Raw genomic sequence first — 18126 nt, 5'->3', positions numbered from 1 at the left:
CCGGTCGGGTTATCCTCATTCGTGCATCCGACGATCTGTCCGTGCATCATTCGTGCATTTTCCGTGCACCGGTATCGGAGAGGCTGGGCCGGGCGCTCGCCCTGGCCGACAAAATAATCAGTCCGTGTCCCCTGCGCAGGCAGGGGCGGCGAATCCCGGCCCGTCGCACGCCCGCGCCCCTGCCTGCGCAGGGGACACGGGGCTACTGGCTGCCGCTGCCGGACACCTGACCGCGAATCCAGCCTCCGAAAAACCCAAACCACCCCCAAGCGCCCTCACAGGCGTCGCCAGCATTTGCCCTCCAATCTGGATTCCCCGGATCATCTGTGCCACCTAATCCGCTGATCGCGCCGCAAGGGCGCGCGACACGGCGGAGGCAACGCGATGATCAACCGGCTCACTCTTATGGCGCTGGGCGGCGCCTTCCTTCTCGGCGCCTGTGCCCACGAGACAGAAGTTGTGCCCGCAACCATCGTCGAGGCCGAAGCGCCCGAAGCGCCGGAGCCGGTAACCGAGACCTATACGGTCCGCCTCTTCGGCGCCGATATCGGCGAGATGACGGCTGTGACCACAGGCCCCGGCATCAAGGTCGACTACGAATACCGCAACAATGGCCGCGGTCCGACCATGGCCGAGACCATTCTCCTCGGCGAGGACGGTCTTCCCGTCAGCTGGACCGTCGATGGCAACACCACGTTCGGCAACAAGGTCACCGAAACCTTCGCCCTCGATGACGGCACCGCCCGCTGGGTCGATACGACCGGCCCGGGCATGGCCGACGCCGACGAGGCGAAAATCTATATCGCCCAGAACGCTTCGCCCTATGCGCTCGCGGTCTACGCCCACGCGCTCCTGGCCGACGATGACCAGACACTCTCGGCCTATCCGGCCGGCGCGCTCCATCTTGAGAAAATCGAAAACGTCACCGTCGAGGGCGGTCCGGAGCCCATCGGCACCACAGCCTATGCCCTGACCGGCGAAAGCCTCGACCCGACCTATTTCCTGATGGATGAGGATGACGCCTTCTTCGCCGTCATCAGCCCGCGCTTCCTCGTTATCCGCAAAGGCTATGAAGGCGCCGAGGCCCAGCTCACCAATCTGGCCACGCGCCTCGCTTCCGAACGCTACGAGACGATCCAGACCGCAACCGCCCACAATTACGGCACGCCCGTCCGCATCGCTGATGTGCGCATCTTCGATCCGGTGAAGAAGGCGCTGACCGGCCCGGTTTCCGTTCTCGTCGAAGGCACAACGATCAAGGCCATCGAAGCGGCAAACGCCAGCCATCCCGACGAGACCGTCATTGACGGCAATGGCGGAACCCTGATCCCCGGCCTGACGGACATGCACGGCCATGTCGGCCAGGACGACGCGCTGCTCAACATCGCCGCCGGTGTCACGCTGATCCGCGACATGGGCAATGACAATGCCAAACTCGCCGAGCTGATCGGCAAGATCGAGGACGGCACGCTCGCCGGCCCGCGCATCGTCAAGAACGGCTTCATCGAGGGCAAGAGCCCGTTCAACTCCAATAACGGCATCCTCGTCTCCAGCGAGGAAGAAGCCGTCGCGGCCGTCGACTGGTATGCTGACCAGGGCGACTATTTCCAGATCAAGATCTACAATTCGATAAACCCGGACTGGGTGCCTGCCATGGTCGCCGAAGCGAAGAAGCGCGGCCTCGGCGTCACCGGCCACGTCCCGGCCTTCACCAATGCCGATAACATGATCGAAGCCGGTTATGACGAAATGACCCATATCAACCAGGTCATGCTCGGCTGGGTGCTTGATCCCACTGAGGACACGCGCACGCTGCTGCGCCTCACCGCCCTCCAGCGCCTGCCCAAGGTTGATCTCGACGGTCCGCAGGTCCAGCATACGCTTGACCTCATGGTCGAGAACAAGGTCGCCATCGATCCGACCTATGAGATCCACGAGGCGCTGCTTCTCTCCCGCAATGGCGAAGTGCAGGCAGGCGTGAAGGACTATATTGATCACATGCCCGTCGGCGAACAGCGCGATGCCCGCGCCGCCTGGTCCAATATCGAAACGCCGGAAGATGATGCCGCCTATGCCGGCGCCTTCGACCAGATCACCGGCACACTGAAGCGCATGAAGGATCGCGGCATCTTCATCCTGATGGGCACGGACATGGGCGGCGCCTTTACCCTGCACCGCGAACTGGAACTCTACCAGAAGATCGGCTTCACGCCGGCCGAGATCCTCGCCCGCGCCACGCAGGAAGAAGCTGACTATATGGGCCTTGGCGACGAGCTTGGCTCGATCACGCCCGGCAAGAAGGCGGATTTCTTCCTTGTGCCCGATAACCCGCTCGACGACCTGAAGGCGATCAAGACGATCGAACTCGTATCCAAGGACGGGACCATCTATTTCCCGACCGAGATCTACCCGTATTTCGGCATCAAGCCGTTCACCGAGGTTCCAGACGTGATGGCGCCTGCCGGGGCCAATTAGGCGGCAGCTACGCGCTATCTGTAAAACCTGTTCCGGCAGGCGCTGCAAAAAGTTCAGCAGGCCTTAGCAAAATCTTACGGCCGCAGCGGCCCCGAAAGGGCATGCTGCGGCCTTTGTCGTTAACGCAATTGGTTGAATAGTTTCGGAAAATTAACAGACAGGCCCCAAGCAACGGGCCGTGCGTTAACCATCATTACCTATCTGCAAGAATGATGCGGCTTTAGGGCTTAGTTTACGGGTCCGGCGCATTGTGGGCGAAGGTTAATACCAAGCCTTCCGTTGTTAAGAGGTGATACAATGCTGAAGAAAACTGTGCGCTGGGGCGCAGACGTCGGCTGTCAGTCGAAAATCAAGCCGCTCGACCTGAAAGCTGACATGTCGGAGTTCGGCCTCAAGGGTAAGCTGGCCGAAGGCGAACTCGGCTTCAATCGCGCGCTGACCAAGCGCGACGCCAAGAAGGATGCCGAAGACGCCATTCCTGCGTCCGATGCGATCACGCAGGACCAGTGGAGCGAACGCGAACAGCAGATTGCAGAACGCGCGGAATCCGTGCGCCGGGGGCTCACCACCTGGCTCAGCACGACCGCAGCGGGCATCCGTAATTTCATTCACGACTGCACGCCCATCGACATCTATCCCGACCAGCTGCGTGAAGCGATCAAGTCGGAAGAGAACGAGTATCGTCACTACGAACTCGACGATGTCAGCGAGGCCAAGCAGAGCCATTCGGCCGCCATTGTGGAACTCCAGCAGTTCCGCGCCCGCCACGGCGACCGGATTGGTGACCGCACGCCCGACATTAAGAAGAATGTCGAGCAGACGGTCGCGATCCTTGTTTTCATCATGCTGCTCGAAGGCGGCTTCAACGCGCTCCTCTTCAAGGATGCGCAGGCCTCCGGCCTTCTCGGCGGCTTGATGATCGCTTTCGCCGTCAGCGCCGTGAACGTGTGCTTCGGTGTGATCACCGGCTTCTTCGGCATGCGCTATGCGCTGAACCATCCGCACATTGCCATGAAAATCATCGGCGGTGTTGTTCTCGCGGTCGGCCTGACCAGCGGCATCCTGCTGAACTTCTTCGTCGCCCATTTCCGCGACGCTGTCGAAACCGGCCTGATCGCTGCCACAGCTGCCGGCACGATGGGTGAGTTCTCCATGTTCAACATTGCGCCCGGCGATGTGATCGCCGGCATGTTCCCGAACATCATTGGCCTGCACAGCTTCATCGCGCTTGGTCTGCTCTTCATGGGGCTTACCGTGTTCGGCCTCGCCGTCTATGAAGGCTATGACCGCATCTCCGACCGCTACCCCGGCTATGGCCGTGTCTGGCGCAAGGAGCGCAAGGCCTATGAGCGCCGTCAGCAGGTGCGCAATGAGGTGCGCGACGACCTGTCGGACTATTTCACCCAGTGCCGCATGTGGTTCGAGACCCAGCTCTCACGCCATGTCTCGGCCAAGCGTGAAATCGAGAAAGCCCTGAACGAGCTTGAAGCCCGCCGCGACATCGCCATGGCGATCGCCGCCAAGGCCGCCGACCAGGAGCGTTCGCTCAAGGTGGCCTACCGTCAGGCCCACCGACGTGCCCGCAACCAGCTGCGCGACAAGCTCGGCGAGCAGGCCGCATGCCCGGCTTACTTTGACGAGATCGTCACGCCCCAATTGCCGCCCTTCGACTATACGAAGGAACGTGAGCAGGCGAATGCCGCGATCAAGGCAATCGATCAGAACCTGAAAGCGCTGAACATGACCCGCGAGTGGCTGGAGCAGCATATCCAGCAGGTCCAGAAGGGCCTTTCGAGCATCGACAAGAAAGTGGGCGAAGAAATCGAGAAGGTCCGTGAAGGCAAGTCCGCCGGCAAGGCCTTCGTATCCGTGGACGAGGCTCGCCGCGCCTAACAGCGGGCGGCAGGAGGCAAGACAATGGCTAGAAGACGAGAAAGAGGACCCTGGTTCTGGCGTGGCATGATCGGCGCGATGCTGGCGGGCGTATTCGGCTTGTTCGCGCTGGTGGCGTTCAACATTCCGCCCTCCGTCATGCCGGACACGGCCTGCCGTGTGGACCGCAAGGACCCCGCCCATACCGTCATCCTGCTGGACCAGTCAGACCCGTTCAATCCGAACGACCTCGACTGGGTGCACGAGTTTGTCGACAACGAGGCCCGTGCCCTGCCGAAATATGGCCGGCTGACCGTGATGACGCCGAATGCGGCGAGCCCCTATGATCCGAAGGTCATCTTCGTCAAATGTTCACCGGGCAGCGTTGCCGATGCCAACCCGATCACGCAGAACCCGAAGATGATCGAGCAGACCTGGCAGTCGACCTTCTACAAGCCGCTGATCGCCGAAATCGAAACGGCCCTTCAGGACACGCGCCAGCCAAGCTCGCCGTTGTTTGAGTCTCTCTACACGATTGCCGACAGGGCCGATTTCCAGTCGAGCGCCGAGAACCGCCGCGTCGTGGTCGTATCGGACCTGATGCAGCATTCGGACGGTTTCTCGTTCTACAAGGTCGGCGCGGACTATGACGCCTATCTTGGCTCCAAGGCGGCCGAGACCAAGCCCCACATGGACCATGTCCAGGTTGTTGCCCGCATCGTGCCCCGGCAGATATACGACCTGCCGCTGTCTGATGTGAAAGCCTTCTGGCGGGCCTATTTCACCGAAGCCGGTGCAGAGTACGGCTCGGTCAACTAGGTCGGGGCGTGGCTCATCCTGAGCGCTTCCTGGATGAAATCGCCATTCCCCACACACCAAGTTTGGTGTAACCGCGCGGCATGAGTGATATCCGTCCCCTTCCGCATGTCCTGAACATCAAGCCCTATGTGCCCGGCGGCAAGCTGGCCGGTGCCAAGGGGCGCGTGGCCATGCTGGCTTCCAACGAGAACCCCTTCGGGCCGAGCCCCAAGGCCATCGACGCCATGCGCGAGGCGGCGAGCAGCGTTCACGTCTATCCCGATCCGGGCTATGGCGCGCTGCGTGAGGCGATTGCTGCGGCAACCGGCATTGCCGATCCGAACCGGATTGCTGTCTCGTCCGGTTCCGACGAGATCATCCACCTTCTCACCCAGTGCTATGCCGGTCCCGGCGACGAGATCCTCCAGACCGAGCACGCCTTCTCGATGTACGCCGTCTCGGCCATGTCGCACGGCGCAACCTGCATTTCGGTGCCCGAGACGGACCTGACGGCCGGCGCCAATGCCATCCTCGGCGGCGTCTCGGAGCGCACGAAAATCCTGTTCCTCGCGAACCCCAACAACCCGACCGGCACGATGATGTCGGTGGAGGCGCTGACGGCCCTGCAGGACGCCCTGCCACCGCATGTCCTGTTCGTTATCGACGGCGCCTATGCCGAATATGTCAGCCCGGAATACGAGGCTGCGATCCGCGACCTGGTCGACCGGCGCAGCAATACGGTGATGATGCGCACCTTCTCCAAGATCCATGGCTTGGCTGCCGCGCGCCTCGGCTGGGCTTACCTGCCGCAGGGTGTCTCAGAGGTGTTCCAGCGCATTCGCGGGCCCTTCAATGTGAACGGCCTCGCGGTCGCGGCGGGCATTGCCAGCATCGGCGACACGGATTTCCTGACCAAGAGCCGCGAGCACAACACGCTCTGGCGGGGCAAGCTGATCGAGGCGCTGGACGCTATGGGCCTGCCGACGCCTCAGTCGCACGCGAACTTCGTGATTCCCGACTTTGGCTCAGCCGAACGGGCGGCAGCGGCGAATGAGTGGCTTAAGGCGCGCGACATCCTCGTGCGCGCCGTTGGCGGCTACGGCCTGCCGACGCGGTTGCGTATCAGTGTCGGCTCAGCCGAGGACAACGAGGCCGTGCTGGCCGCGCTGAAGGACTTCACCGCGTCGCACTGATATTATCGATGAGGCGGGTCTTGCCCATCCACGCTGCACCCAGCAGGCGGGCCACAGTGCCTGGTGCCAATGGCACATCCGGCAGGTCGAGCAGCGTGTCCGGATCGACCAGGCTGATATAGTCCAGCTTCCGGAAGCCAGCTGCCGTCACGAGGGCGCGCGCTTCGTCCAGGGCCACGGATGGGGTCACACCGATCGCGAGCCGTACTGACGCGCGGTGCAAGGCGGCTTGCAGGGCGCCCGCAGCGATTCGCTCATCGGCGGTGAGGTAGAGGTTGCGCGACGACTGGGCGAGGCCGTCAGCGTCCCGCGTCGTCTCTCCCCCGATTATATCCACAGGAAATCCGAGGTCGCGCACCATGCGGCGAATGATCTGCAGCTGCTGGTAGTCTTTCTCTCCGAAAACGGCGACGTCTGGTTGTGCGTGCAGGAAGAGGCGCGCGACGACAGTGGCCACACCATAGAAGAAATGCGGGCGATATACGCCATCCAGCAGGTCCGACATGCCTTCGACGCGCACGTTGGTGGTATTTCCGTCGGGATACATCTCTTCAACTGTTGGCAAATAAACGAGGTCGCACCCGACCGAAGCGAGCTTCGAAATGTCGGCTTCAGGATCGCGCGGATAGGTGTCGAAATCCTCGCCCGGCGCAAACTGGGTGGGGTTCACGAAGATGCTGGCGACCGTGCGGGAGGCCTTTTCCCGTGCCTTTTCAACGAGGGAGAGGTGTCCCCCGTGCAAGGCACCCATCGTGGGCACGAAACCGACTGTCTCGCCTGCCTGTTTCCATGCCCGGATGTGCTGTCCCAACTCGGCGCGCGTGCGAACCACCGCAACCGGTTTACCTGTACTCGAATTCACTTTGAAAAGGCCCCGACTGGCTATGAAGTAAACGAGTTGTTAACCCAATCGAGGGAAATTTAAAGCCATGACACACCGCATCCTCGCTCCGATTAAGTCTTTCGCGCTTTCTGCAGCCCTTCGGGTCGCTGCTGGCAGGTTCAAAACACTTGAAGCCACGGCGCCAGAGCCGAGAGTCAGGTCATTCGCACCTGAAGACATGTCCGACGACTGGATGTTTGAAGGTCGCGCAACGCCGGTTTCGGCAGACGCGCATGTCTTCTCGCGCGAGATGTCGCGCGTGTCCGGCGCCCTCAGCGGCCTGCGGTCACTGCTCACACAGATTTCGGCGCATGCGCCAGTATTTGATGCCATTCCGGAAGAGGCTCCGTTCGGCGCGCTCGTCGGTGACGCATTCCTCTTCGACGGCGAACCAATGGCTGCAAGCTATGGTCCCGCGCCGGCCGAAGATGCCTACCTCTTTGAGGACGCACCGATGTATATGCCAGCTGCGACACGTCGCGGTAGTGAAGGCGTGTCGCGCGTCGCCTGAGGGCTTCGACCTTGTTTGTTTTAACCGCTGAGAACGTGTGGAGTCGCTCAACATGCCCGCTGATGGATTCGCCCCAGTAAGTAAGGTGGGTGTCCCGGACATGTCAGTGCAGCAACGCGACGCGCGTGTGATTGTCGTCGGCAATGAAAAGGGCGGTGCGGGCAAGTCGACCGTCTCCATGCACCTGTCCGTCGCGCTGATGCGCATGGGCAAGAAGGTCGGCATCGTTGACCTCGACGTGCGCCAGCGCACCCTGACCCGCTACCTGGAAAACCGCCTGCGCTGGATGCAGTCCACCGGCGCAAAGCTGCCGATGCCGGAAATCATCCGCGTCGATGCCAGCACCGAGCGTGATCTCGACAAGGCCGAAGCCGAAGAGACCGAGCGTTTCCTCTCCAGCCTCGCGCGCCTCAAGAAAGCCTGTGACTTCGTGCTGGTCGATGCACCCGGCGGCGACACGTTCCTGTCGCGTCTTGCCCATGTCAGCGCCGACAGCCTGATCACGCCGCTGAATGACAGCTTTGTCGACTTTGACCTGCTGGGCGACGTGAACCCGCAGACGCTGGAAGTCATCCGGCCGAGCTTCTATTCCGAGATGGTCTGGTCGTGCCGCAAGAAGAAGGCGCAGGCCAGCCGCCGTCCGATCGACTGGATCGTGATGCGTAACCGCATGTCACCGCTGGCGGCCAAGAACAAGGAACGCGTCGGCGAAGCGCTTGAGAATCTCTCCAAGCGCATCGGCTTCCGTCTTGCGCCAGGCCTGTCCGAGCGCGTGATCTATCGCGAACTCTTCCCGGCGGGTCTGACCCTGCTGGACCTCACCGAGAAGGGCTCGAACGTGTCCTTCACGATGAGCCATGTGGCCGCGCGCCAGGAAATGCGCGACCTCCTGATCGTTCTGCAGCTGCCGGAACTCGTGGGCGCCGAAATCGAGTTCTAGTGACGCGGTGTCCGGTCCCGGATCTTGTCAAAGCCTGCCTTGATCGAAGCAAACCGCTCATCCACACCGGACTCGAACATGGTGTCGGTGAAGATGTACGGCCAATCTTCCTCAATGCCTTCCCGCACCAGTTCGCCGACATAAAGCGGATCGATCCCCTTGTTGATGAGGTCGGCCGCCATCTGGGCGAATTCGGACTTGTTGGCCTGGACGGCTGCCGCTTCCATGTCGATCTTGTCCGAATACCGGCCGGGCAGGTTGCGGCCTGATTCCATGATTTTCGTGCGGATGAAGCCTGGGCAGAGCACGGAAACGCCGATACCGCGCAGTGCGAGTTCCGGGCGCAGGCCCTCCGAGAGGGCGACGACGCCATATTTGGTCACATTATAGGCTGGCGCGACAGCAGCCACGAGGCCCGCCATGGAGGCTGTCGAAACAATCTGGCCACCTTCACCATGCGATTCGATCAGCGGTCCAAATATCTCGATGCCCCAGATTACGGACATCAGGTTCACGCCAATGGTCCAGTCCCACGCGGCGTCGTTCCACTGACCATAGCCGCCTGCGCCGCCGACGCCGGCATTGTTGACGAGGATATGAACCTTACCGAAGCGCTTGATCGTTTCGTCGGCAGCGGCCTGCAGCTGGTCCTTCAGGGAGACGTCCGCGATCACGCCGGCGACGTCCGCATTGGTCTGCTTCAGGTTGCTGATCGCTATGTCGAGCGCATCCTTCTCTATGTCGCACATCATCACTTTGACGCCCGCTTGCGCCAGGGCTGTCGCGATGCCGAGCCCAATGCCTGATGCTGCGCCTGTTACGAATGCCGTCTTGCCAGCCAGATCTTTCATTTCCATCCCTCGTTTTCTTTAAGCATGCGCCCCGCATGTCGCGGCGACAAGTCGTGACGCATCGGAACCCTAGGCAGGAAAGGCCGCAACCCTTATAGGCCTCGCCCATGGCCACATTCCCCTTCCAGATCAAAGCCACCGAGGGCGCCGCCCGCACCGGTACGCTGACCACGCCGCGCGGCGAGATCCGCACGCCAGCCTTCATGCCCGTGGGCACGGCGGGCACCGTCAAGGCGCTCTATATGGACCAGGTGAAGTCGGCAGGCGCCGATATCATCCTCGGAAACACCTATCACCTGATGCTGCGGCCCGGCGCGGAGCGCGTGAAGCGGCTCGGCGGCCTGCACAGCTTTGCCCATTGGGATGGCCCGATGCTGACAGATAGTGGCGGGTTCCAGGTCTGGAGCCTCGCCCAGCTGCGCAAGATGGACGCTAATGGCGTGACCTTCCAGAGCCATATCGACGGCTCCACGCATCGCCTGACGCCCGCGCGCAGTATCGAGATCCAAGCCGACCTTCTGGGCGCCGACATTTCCATGCAGCTCGACGAGTGCACCAACTTCCCGTGCACCCACAAGGAAGCCGAACGGAGCCTCACGCTGTCGCTCGACTGGGGCCAGCGCTCGCTGGACGCTTTCGGTGACCGCGACAGTCAGACGCTGTTCGGCATCATCCAGGGCTCCAACTTCGCTGACCTGCGCGAGCAGTCGGCCAAGGGTGTCGTGGCGCAGGGCTTTGGCGGTATCGCGCTGGGCGGGCTCGCCGTTGGCGAAGGCCATGAGCAGATGTGTGCGACCATCGACATGACCGTGCCTCACCTGCCGAACCATCTGCCACGCTATGTGATGGGTGTCGGCAAGCCGATAGACCTTGTCGAGAGCGTGGCGCGTGGCATCGACATGTTCGACTGCGTGCTGCCAACGCGCTCAGGCCGTCATGGGCAGGCCTGGACGTGGGCTGGCCCCGTTAACGTAAAGAACGCGCAGTTCGCCGAAGATCTGTCACCGCTGGACGAGGGGGTCGATTGCCCGGCCAGCAGTGACTATTCGCGGGCCTATTATCACCACCTGTTCAAGGCCGGCGAGTATCTGGGCCCCATGCTGCTCAGCTGGCACAATACGGCCTTCTTCCAGTCGCTGATGGCGGAGATCCGCCTCAGTATTCTGGAGGGACGGTTTGAAGCCCTTCGCTCTGAATTGGCGGTGCGGTGGGCCGCGACAAAGTCGTCTCCGAAGGCTGAACCTGAGGCTTAGGCGCGGGCAGGGGCTGCGGCGTGTCGCCCCGGAACTGGATTGTATTGTCTGGCGCCGGCTGAACCATGAAATCCGGCCGGGCCGGGGGCGGGCAACCCTTCGCGAGGCCATAGCCTTTGAGATAGGTGCGCTGCTGGGCGCCGATCTTGAAGGCACGGTTGTATTTCTTTTCGTGGCGGTCGGCGCCGGTGGCCTTGCGGATAAGGCCGCGGAAAGGGATGAAGCCGCGCGCCTCTGAGGCCAGCGCATTCAGCGTCGCTTCCGCTGCCGAATCAGCCAGGATTTCCGTCTTCAGCCGGTCATCGGGATTAGGTGTGTCCCAGTCGGGACCGAGAACCCTGTCGAGGCTGGCAAGGCGCGCTTCGACATCCTCGCAGGTCATGGTTGGCGGCAGCTCGTAAGGGCTCTCGACGCCCTCCAGAACCTCAGGAATCTCGTCCCGGCGCAGGTTCAGATCTTCAAGCGGCGAGAGGGCAGCGTCCGGCAGGCCCTTGCGCGTCTGCGCGATGGCGCTGTTGGCCGCCATGCTGACATCCTCGCGCAGGGACGGGTTCGCCGCGTTCTCGACGGGTTGGCTGGACTGCGGACTGCTGGCGCAGGCGGCGAGACCCAATGACAGGGCCAGATAGGCGATTTTTGCGTTCATGAGGCGAGGGTGAAGTGAAAAATATGGCGACATCAAGCCATCCTGTGCAGGTAGCGGTTGACCCGGAAGGCGCCGTTGCCTAAATGGCGCCTTCGGCGTGCCCATAGCTCAGCTGGTAGAGCAACTGACTTTTAATCAGTAGGTCGCAGGTTCGAACCCTGCTGGGCACACCATCCCCCCTCTTTCAAACAAAACGCGCCCTTGAAAGGCGGGACGCGGCGTCGGAAAACGTCGCTTATATACGCCAGGAATTCCCACACCAGAACCCGTCAGAGACCCGGCGGGAAACCTTATCGAAGCCCTGCATCGTCCCAAAACCCCCATAGAGCGGGCAGGCATGCCCTCGAAGCGGAACGTGCGGCCCTCTCAGTCATTGGTTCTCCAGACATGAAGGAGATCCAGATGACCAAGGAAACAGCCGACAAAGACCCGCAACGCGAACAGGACCTCAGCGAGCAGCGGGGCTATGGCGAAACGCCGGGCCGCAAGGACGAGACTGCCGAATCAGGATTCCGCCGCGGTGAGGCCACTGACATGGGCGGTGACCATGGTGTGCTTCGCGATGACGGCCAGCCCCGGCCCGAAGGCGATGACAGCCAGCATATAGATGCCCAGCGCAATCCCGTGGTGAGCCCCCGCGATCAGCGCATGCCGAACACGCCTGATACGCTGAACGCGGACAAGGGCAGCCGAAAGGCCACGCCCGGGGCCCTCAAGGCAGCGCCTGACAATGAAATACTGGAAGATGCTTATTCGAAGAACGATCCCGGCGTAGAGACCAAGCGCTAGCGACTGCGCTTGCTTGGAGGCAGTCTAAGCCTATAAGCGGCCGCGAGGTTGCTTGGACATGGCCATGAACGGAAATCGCAGGAAGCGCGCCGCATTGCGCGACGAGATACTGGCCCGCGCAAAGGATCAGGTCCTGCTGATGGGTATTCTGAACGTCACGCCCGATTCCTTTTCGGACGGAGGCATGTTCGTCGATCCGCGCGCGGCGCTTGAACAGGCCGAGGCGCTTGATGACGCCGGAGCCGACATTATCGACGTTGGCGGGGAATCAACGCGGCCGGGCGCTGCGCCTGTCAGCGCGGAAGACGAGACCGCGCGTGTGCTGGCCGTGATCCCGGGTCTTTGCGCCAGCTATTCCCGAATTGTCTCCATCGACACATACAAGGCCGAGGTGGCCCATGCTGCGGCGGAAGCAGGCGCTGTCATCATCAATGATGTCTGGGGCATGACGCGTGATGCGGGCATGGCTAAAGTCGTGGCCGAAACTGACAGCGCTGTGGTCGTTACCTACAATCGCGGCGAGATACAGCCCGACATCAACATTGCTGACGACATGCGCGATTTCTTCGCGAATGCCTTTGCCATGGCGGCAGCGGCGGGCATTCCGCGTGAGCATGTGATTCTCGATCCCGGTGTCGGTTTCGGGAAGACGTGGCAGCAGAATTTCGACGTGCTGGCGCGGCTGGATGTACTGATGGATTTCGATGTGCCGGTATTGGTCGGTGTCTCGCGCAAGTCCTTCATTGGCCGCCTTCTGGAGCGCGAAGTGCAGGACCGGCTGATCGGCACGCTTGCCGCTGGGCTCGCCAGCGTCCAGAGAGGCGCCACGATCCTGCGGGTGCACGATGTACGTGAACACGCGGACGCCCTGAAAATGCTGAAGGCGATAGACGAGGCAGGATGACAGACCGGATTTTCGTTTCGAACCTGCATATCCATGGCCATCATGGCGTGATGGCGGCTGAGAAGTCGCTCGGACAGCGCTTCATGGTCGATATTGACTGCGCTGTGGCGCGGCCGGCTGATGCGGCGGACCAGATGAGTGATACGGTTCACTATGGCGAGCTGTGTGACCTGGCGACGGAGGTTTCGGCGGCAACAGTGTTCAATCTGATTGAGACACTGGCACACAAGCTGGCTGAGGCCATCCTGCAAAAATTCGAGCTTGTTCAGACGGTTACGATCACGGTGCGCAAGCCATCGGCACCTATAAAGTATGCGGTCGACCATGTTGGTGTGTCCGTGACGCGCAGCCGCGATGGCTGAGGCGGCGCTGGGCCTTGGGTCGAACATGGGTGACCGTGTGGACCATCTAGTGACCGCTTTGAGGGCTATTGAGTCCATTCCCGGGTGCTTCCGAGTCCGTTCCTCGTCCGTTTACCGGACACGGCCATGGGGCAAGACCGATCAGGATGACTTCCTGAACCTTTGTGCCTTGATAGAGACCGATCTGGCGCCGCTCGACCTGCTGGCGGCGGTGAAGGGCATCGAGCGCGATCTGGGGCGTGTGGAGCGCGAGCGCTGGGGGCCGCGCGAGATCGATATCGATATTCTGACGATGGACGGCGTGACGCTGGAGAGCGACGTGCTGACCCTGCCGCATGCGCGCATCAATGAGCGTCTGTTCGTGCTGATGCCGCTGGCGGAGATTGCGCCGGGCCTGGTGGTGAACGGGGTGCCCGTAAAGGAAACGGCCCGCGCGCTTGAAGCGGCGGGCCGTCCGGATGATTGCGTGCTGGATGCGGACGCGACTGACGCGATCCGGGCCGCTTTCGCCGCCTAGAGGTTCTTGACGATATCCTCGACCATCTTCTTGGCGTCAGCGAGCAGCATCATCGTGTTGTCGCGGAAGAAGAGCTCGTTTTCGATACCGGCATAACCGGAGCCCATAGAGCGCTTGATGAAGAGGACCGTGCCGGCGTTTTCCACGTCGAGGACAGGCATGCCGTAGATCGGCGATGTCTTGTCGGTCTTGGCGGCCGGGTTGGTCACGTCATTGGCGCCGATGACGAAGGCGACTTCGGAATTGCGGAAGTCGGAGTTGATGTCTTCGAGTTCGAAGACTTCGTCATAGGGCACCTGCGCTTCGGCGAGGAGCACGTTCATGTGGCCAGGCATACGCCCTGCTACGGGGTGGATGGCGTATTTGATCTCGACGCCTTCTTCCTTGAGCTTGTCGCACATTTCTTTCAGGGCGTGCTGGGCCTGCGCCACGGCCATGCCGTAGCCGGGCACGATGATGACCTTGGAGGCGTTCTTCATGATGAAGGCTGCATCTTCAGCAGAGCCGCGCTTGAACGGACGGTCGACCTGAACGCCGCCGCCACCCGCGGCTGCATCGTCGCCGCCGAAGCCGCCGAGGATGACCGAGATGAAGCTGCGGTTCATGCCCTTGCACATGATATAGGACAGGATCGCACCCGATGAGCCGACCAGCGCGCCGGTGATGATCAGGGCGAAGTTGCCGAGCGTGAAGCCGAGCGCTGCAGCGGCCCAGCCCGAATAGGAGTTCAGCATCGACACGACGACGGGCATGTCGGCGCCGCCGATCGGGATGATGAGCGTGATGCCGAGGATCAGCGCGAGCGCGGTGAGGGCAAGGAAGGCCCAGTGGGCGTGCCCGTGGCTGGCCATCAGGACACCGACAAGGATAACGATGCCTGCAGCCAGCGCGATGTTCAGCACATGGCGACCGGGCAGCATGATCGGCGCGCCGCCCATGTTGCCGTTGAGCTTGGCGAAGGCGATCAGCGAGCCGGTGAAGGTCAGCGCGCCGATGGCCGAGCCGAGCGACAGCTCGATCAGCGAAGCCACGTGGATGCCCTCTGCGTCTGCAATGCCGAAGCCGAGCGGGGCGTAGAGCGCAGCGCCGGCAACCAGCACGGCGGCGAGGCCGACGAGGCTGTGGAAGGCGGCGACGAGTTGCGGCATCGCGGTCATGGCGATGCGCTTGGCGATGACGGCGCCTACGGTGCCACCGATGGCGACAGCGCCGAGGATGATGCCCCATGTGGCGAGATCAAGCTGGTTCCAGAGCAGCGCAATGGTCGTGCCGACGGCGATGGCCATGCCGAGCATGCCGTTGCGGTTGCCCTTGCGGCTGGTTGCCGGGGAGGACAGGCCGCGCAGGGCCAGAATGAAGAGTACGCCTGCAACAAGATAGAGTGCGGGCGCGAGGGTGGAGTGGAAACTATCCATCAGATTACTCCCCCTTCTTTTTATACATGGCGAGCATGCGCTGGGTGACGAGGAAGCCGCCGAAAATGTTGACGCTGGCGAGCATCACGGCAACGCCGCCGAGGATCTTGGCAATCCAGTTGTCGGCGGTGAGCCCGGCAGCCGCAGCAGCCACGAGGGCGCCGACGATGATAACGGACGAGATGGCGTTGGTAACGGCCATCAGCGGCGTGTGCAGCGCGGGCGTGACGCTCCAGACGACATAATAGCCGATGAAGCAGGCCAGAACGAAGATGGCGGCAAGGAAGATGGTGGGGTTTACGCCGCCGGCGTCTGCAAAGGCAGGCGCAGCGAGTAGGAACGCCGAGGCGGCGAGGCTGCTGAGGCGTTTCATGATTTCACCCTGTCATTCACGGTTTCGCCATTGCGCGTGAGCAGCATGGCGGTGACGATTTCGTCATCGGTATCGAGGTTGAGCGCGCCGGTTTCGGCTGTCACGAGTGGCAGGAAGGCCAGCAGGTTCTTGGCGAAGAGCGAGCTCGCATCGGCGGGCAGGCGGGCAGGGAGGTTTGAGAAGCCAGCGACTTTCACGCCGCCGACATCGACAATCTCGTCGGATTTCGACAGCGGGCAATTGCCGCCTTGCGACACGGCCATGTCGACGATGACCGAGCCGGGCTTCATCGTCTTGACCATGGCCTCGGTGACGAGAACAGGTGCCGCGCGGCCGGGAATCAGGGCCGTCGTGATGACGATATCCTGCTTGGTGATGTGGCTGGCGGTGAGTTCGGCCTGCTTGGCCTGGTATTCCGGCGACATCTGCTTGGCGTAACCGCCAGCGGTTTCGGCGGCCTTGAACTCTTCATCCTCGACCGCGATGAACTTGGCGCCCAGCGAGGCGACCTGTTCCTTGGCGGCGGGGCGAACGTCCGTTGCCGTAACAACAGCCCCAAGACGACGGGCCGTTGCGATGGCCTGGAGGCCGGCAACGCCGACGCCCATGATGAATACCTTGGCCGGAGCAATCGTGCCGGCGGCTGTCATCATCATTGGCATGGCGCGGCCATAGATCTGTGCGCCTTCGATGACGGCGCGGTAGCCTGCGAGGTTGGATTGGGAAGAGAGGGCGTCCATGGACTGCGCGCGGGATATGCGCGGGGTGAATTCCATCGACAGGGCTGCGATTTTCTTGGCGTTGAGCGCGTCCAGCAGGCCGGGTTCAAGCGCGAAGGGGTCCATCAGCGTGATCAGGGCAACGCCGTCCGGAAGGGATGCCACTTCGGCAACTTCCGGCACACGTACCTTGAACACTACATCAGCCCCTTTGGCGGTTTCGGCGGCATCGCTGCCAATCCTTGCGCCTTCGGCCTTGTAGGCATCATCCATAAAGCCCGCGACTGTTCCCGCCCCCGATTCAACGGTTACGGAATGTCCCAGACCAACCAATTTCTTGACGGATTCCGGTGTTGCGGCCACACGGGTCTCACCGGAGCGTCGCTCCCTCAGCACTGATATCTTCATGTGGGGGAGATAGGGGCAATTTATTGCCTCACGCAACACCAAATTTGGAGATCAGGGGCATGAGTATGTTTAGTTTGGCTAATCGGACGGCGTTGGTCACCGGCGCATCGAGCGGGTTGGGCCGCCACTTCGCCGGTGTGCTGGCAGATGCTGGCGCACACGTCGTGCTGGCCGCGCGGCGGATGGACCGTCTGGAAGAAGTGGCGGCCGAGATCGGGTCACGCGGCGGCAAGGCCATGACGGTCGCGATGGACGTGACCAGCGACAAGAGCGTCAGCGACGCGTTTGCGACGATTGGCGAGACGCTGGGCCGCCCGTGTGATGTGATCATCAACAATTCCGGCATGTCGCGCGAAGGCTGGTTTCGCGACATGGCCGAAGAGGACTGGAACGCCGTCATCGACACGAATCTCACCGGCGTATGGCGCGTGGCCAAGCATGGCGCCAATGCCATGGTGGCAGCCGGGGCGAAGGGATCGATCGTGAATATTGCGTCGATCACGGCGCACCAGCCGCAGATGATGACGACGGCCTATTGCGTGTCGAAGGCGGGCGTCGACCACATGACACGCCAGATGGCGGTGGAGATGGCCCGCTTCGGCGTGCGTGTGAACGCGATCTCGCCGGGCTATTTCAAGACCGAGATCAATGACGAATATCTCGACTCCGATGCCGGCGAGGCAATGCGCAAGCGGGTGCCGATGCGCCGGTTCGGGGAATATGGCGAGTTGAGCGGGGCGCTGCTGCTGCTCTCGTCGGATGCCGGCAGTTTCATGACCGGATCGACGATCGTGGTCGATGGCGGGCACCTGCTGATGCCGCTCTGACGCGCGGGCAAGGTCAATAAAGGCCTAACCATTTCAATACGCTGCGTTAGGCAAAACTTAGGGCCTGTCTGCCATAAGCCGGTAACCAATGCACCGGAGAGCCCCATGGCTGCCAAGCCCGTCGAAAAGCCACTGCCGCAGACCGAAGCCGAACAGGCATCTGCCGAGAGCCAGGTAAAGGCTATCGAAAACCCGGGTGCGTTCCGTCACGTGGCGTCGCCGGCGCATGCGCTGCAGGTCCGTATCGCTGAGAGCCTCAACACATCCTACCATTTCTCCGGGCGCCGCATTCTGGCGACCGTGCTGGTCATGCTGCTGTCCACCTGCGTGGCGGGGATCATCGTTTACAGCGCGCTGGTCTAGGCGCCTCCATCTGGCCTTTGCGTCCAA

General features: G+C 62.1%; 19 protein-coding genes and 1 tRNA gene. 14 read left to right on the top strand and 6 right to left on the bottom strand.

Annotated elements, in window-relative coordinates; translation table 11 throughout:
• Nucleotides 1–384 precede the first annotated feature (384 nt).
• The 4 genes from HY30_RS04605 to hisC all read left to right on the top strand — a co-directional run bounded on the left by HY30_RS04605 (nucleotide 385) and on the right by hisC (nucleotide 6338).
• Nucleotides 385–2475: an amidohydrolase family protein gene (locus HY30_RS04605; RefSeq protein ID WP_034737591.1), complete on the top strand. Its 2091-nt coding sequence runs from the start codon at nucleotides 385–387 to the stop codon at nucleotides 2473–2475.
• A gap of 297 nt (nucleotides 2476–2772) precedes the next feature.
• On the top strand, nucleotides 2773–4368 hold the full coding sequence (locus tag HY30_RS04600; protein ID WP_034737589.1) for a hypothetical protein: 1596 nt from the start codon (nucleotides 2773–2775) through the stop codon (nucleotides 4366–4368).
• A gap of 24 nt (nucleotides 4369–4392) precedes the next feature.
• Entirely contained in the window at nucleotides 4393–5166 is a 774-nt protein-coding gene (locus HY30_RS04595) for a hypothetical protein (RefSeq protein ID WP_155839248.1), read from the top strand.
• Nucleotides 5167–5246: 80 nt separating this feature from the next.
• Nucleotides 5247–6338 carry a histidinol-phosphate transaminase gene (gene hisC / locus HY30_RS04590; protein WP_034737584.1) on the top strand — a complete coding sequence of 364 codons (1092 nt, stop codon included), beginning with the start codon at nucleotides 5247–5249 and terminating at the stop codon, nucleotides 6336–6338.
• Here the strand turns inward: hisC and panC are convergent.
• Nucleotides 6322–7200, bottom strand: a complete 879-nt coding sequence (gene panC, locus HY30_RS04585; protein WP_034737582.1) for a pantoate--beta-alanine ligase — start codon at nucleotides 7198–7200, stop codon at nucleotides 6322–6324. The genes hisC and panC overlap by 17 nt on opposite strands.
• Before the next feature lie 67 nt (nucleotides 7201–7267).
• Here panC and HY30_RS04580 point away from each other — a divergent pair, with 67 nt between their 5' ends.
• Complete coding sequence (locus tag HY30_RS04580) at nucleotides 7268–7732, top strand: hypothetical protein (RefSeq protein WP_034737580.1); 465 nt, start codon at nucleotides 7268–7270, stop codon at nucleotides 7730–7732.
• 100 nt (nucleotides 7733–7832) lie between these two features.
• Nucleotides 7833–8672, top strand: coding sequence for a division plane positioning ATPase MipZ (locus tag HY30_RS04575; RefSeq protein WP_051614835.1), 840 nt, complete (start codon nucleotides 7833–7835; stop codon nucleotides 8670–8672).
• On the opposite strand, the gene HY30_RS04570 is transcribed toward HY30_RS04575, so the two are convergent.
• Nucleotides 8669–9523 carry an SDR family NAD(P)-dependent oxidoreductase gene (locus HY30_RS04570; protein ID WP_034737620.1) on the bottom strand — a complete coding sequence of 285 codons (855 nt, stop codon included), beginning with the start codon at nucleotides 9521–9523 and terminating at the stop codon, nucleotides 8669–8671. The genes HY30_RS04575 and HY30_RS04570 overlap by 4 nt on opposite strands.
• Nucleotides 9524–9630: 107 nt before the next feature.
• On the opposite strand from HY30_RS04570, the gene tgt reads away from it, so the two are divergent.
• Nucleotides 9631–10776: a tRNA guanosine(34) transglycosylase Tgt gene (gene tgt, locus HY30_RS04565; protein WP_034737578.1), complete on the top strand. Its 1146-nt coding sequence runs from the start codon at nucleotides 9631–9633 to the stop codon at nucleotides 10774–10776.
• Here the strand turns inward: tgt and HY30_RS19045 are convergent.
• The gene (locus tag HY30_RS19045; protein WP_162176891.1) at nucleotides 10679–11455 is read right to left on the bottom strand and encodes a hypothetical protein; all 777 of its coding nucleotides are present in this window, start codon (nucleotides 11453–11455) and stop codon (nucleotides 10679–10681) included. The genes tgt and HY30_RS19045 overlap by 98 nt on opposite strands.
• Nucleotides 11456–11519: 64 nt before the next feature.
• On the opposite strand from HY30_RS19045, the gene HY30_RS04555 reads away from it, so the two are divergent.
• The 5 genes from HY30_RS04555 to folK all read left to right on the top strand — a co-directional run bounded on the left by HY30_RS04555 (nucleotide 11520) and on the right by folK (nucleotide 13994).
• A tRNA-Lys gene (locus tag HY30_RS04555) sits at nucleotides 11520–11595 on the top strand.
• Between the two features lie 229 nt (nucleotides 11596–11824).
• The gene (locus HY30_RS04550; protein ID WP_155839247.1) at nucleotides 11825–12211 is read left to right on the top strand and encodes a hypothetical protein; all 387 of its coding nucleotides are present in this window, start codon (nucleotides 11825–11827) and stop codon (nucleotides 12209–12211) included.
• A gap of 64 nt (nucleotides 12212–12275) precedes the next feature.
• On the top strand, nucleotides 12276–13115 hold the full coding sequence (gene folP, locus HY30_RS04545) for a dihydropteroate synthase (RefSeq protein ID WP_199286277.1): 840 nt from the start codon (nucleotides 12276–12278) through the stop codon (nucleotides 13113–13115).
• Nucleotides 13112–13477 (top strand): dihydroneopterin aldolase, encoded by a 366-nt coding sequence (gene folB / locus HY30_RS04540; protein ID WP_034737574.1) that lies wholly within the window; start codon nucleotides 13112–13114, stop codon nucleotides 13475–13477. Before folP ends, folB begins: the two co-directional genes overlap by 4 nt.
• Nucleotides 13470–13994, top strand: coding sequence for a 2-amino-4-hydroxy-6-hydroxymethyldihydropteridine diphosphokinase (folK, locus tag HY30_RS04535; RefSeq protein ID WP_051614823.1), 525 nt, complete (start codon nucleotides 13470–13472; stop codon nucleotides 13992–13994). The genes folB and folK overlap by 8 nt, the downstream gene beginning before the upstream one ends.
• On the opposite strand, the gene HY30_RS04530 is transcribed toward folK, so the two are convergent.
• Genes HY30_RS04530 through HY30_RS04520 form a run of 3 tightly spaced genes read right to left on the bottom strand, consistent with a single transcriptional unit; the run spans nucleotide 13991 to nucleotide 16909 of the window.
• Nucleotides 13991–15409 (bottom strand): NAD(P)(+) transhydrogenase (Re/Si-specific) subunit beta, encoded by a 1419-nt coding sequence (locus HY30_RS04530; protein ID WP_034737571.1) that lies wholly within the window; start codon nucleotides 15407–15409, stop codon nucleotides 13991–13993. The genes folK and HY30_RS04530 overlap by 4 nt on opposite strands.
• A gap of 4 nt (nucleotides 15410–15413) precedes the next feature.
• Nucleotides 15414–15782 carry a proton-translocating transhydrogenase family protein gene (locus HY30_RS04525; protein ID WP_081812052.1) on the bottom strand — a complete coding sequence of 123 codons (369 nt, stop codon included), beginning with the start codon at nucleotides 15780–15782 and terminating at the stop codon, nucleotides 15414–15416.
• The gene (locus tag HY30_RS04520; RefSeq protein ID WP_034737569.1) at nucleotides 15779–16909 is read right to left on the bottom strand and encodes a Re/Si-specific NAD(P)(+) transhydrogenase subunit alpha; all 1131 of its coding nucleotides are present in this window, start codon (nucleotides 16907–16909) and stop codon (nucleotides 15779–15781) included. Before HY30_RS04520 ends, HY30_RS04525 begins: the two co-directional genes overlap by 4 nt.
• 59 nt (nucleotides 16910–16968) lie before the next feature.
• On the opposite strand from HY30_RS04520, the gene HY30_RS04515 reads away from it, so the two are divergent.
• Together HY30_RS04515 and HY30_RS04510 are read left to right on the top strand one after the other, a co-directional pair.
• Nucleotides 16969–17736, top strand: a complete 768-nt coding sequence (locus tag HY30_RS04515) for an SDR family NAD(P)-dependent oxidoreductase (RefSeq protein ID WP_034737567.1) — start codon at nucleotides 16969–16971, stop codon at nucleotides 17734–17736.
• A gap of 105 nt (nucleotides 17737–17841) precedes the next feature.
• Nucleotides 17842–18099 carry a hypothetical protein gene (locus tag HY30_RS04510; RefSeq protein WP_034737565.1) on the top strand — a complete coding sequence of 86 codons (258 nt, stop codon included), beginning with the start codon at nucleotides 17842–17844 and terminating at the stop codon, nucleotides 18097–18099.
• The last annotated feature ends 27 nt before the right edge of the window (nucleotides 18100–18126 follow it).

It is taken from the genome of Hyphomonas chukchiensis (assembly GCF_000682695.1).
In the GTDB taxonomy this organism is placed as follows: Bacteria; Pseudomonadota; Alphaproteobacteria; order Caulobacterales; family Hyphomonadaceae; genus Hyphomonas; species Hyphomonas chukchiensis.
The sequence above is the reverse complement of the archived record's forward strand: the minus strand, read 5'-3'. Positions and strand labels throughout refer to the sequence as shown.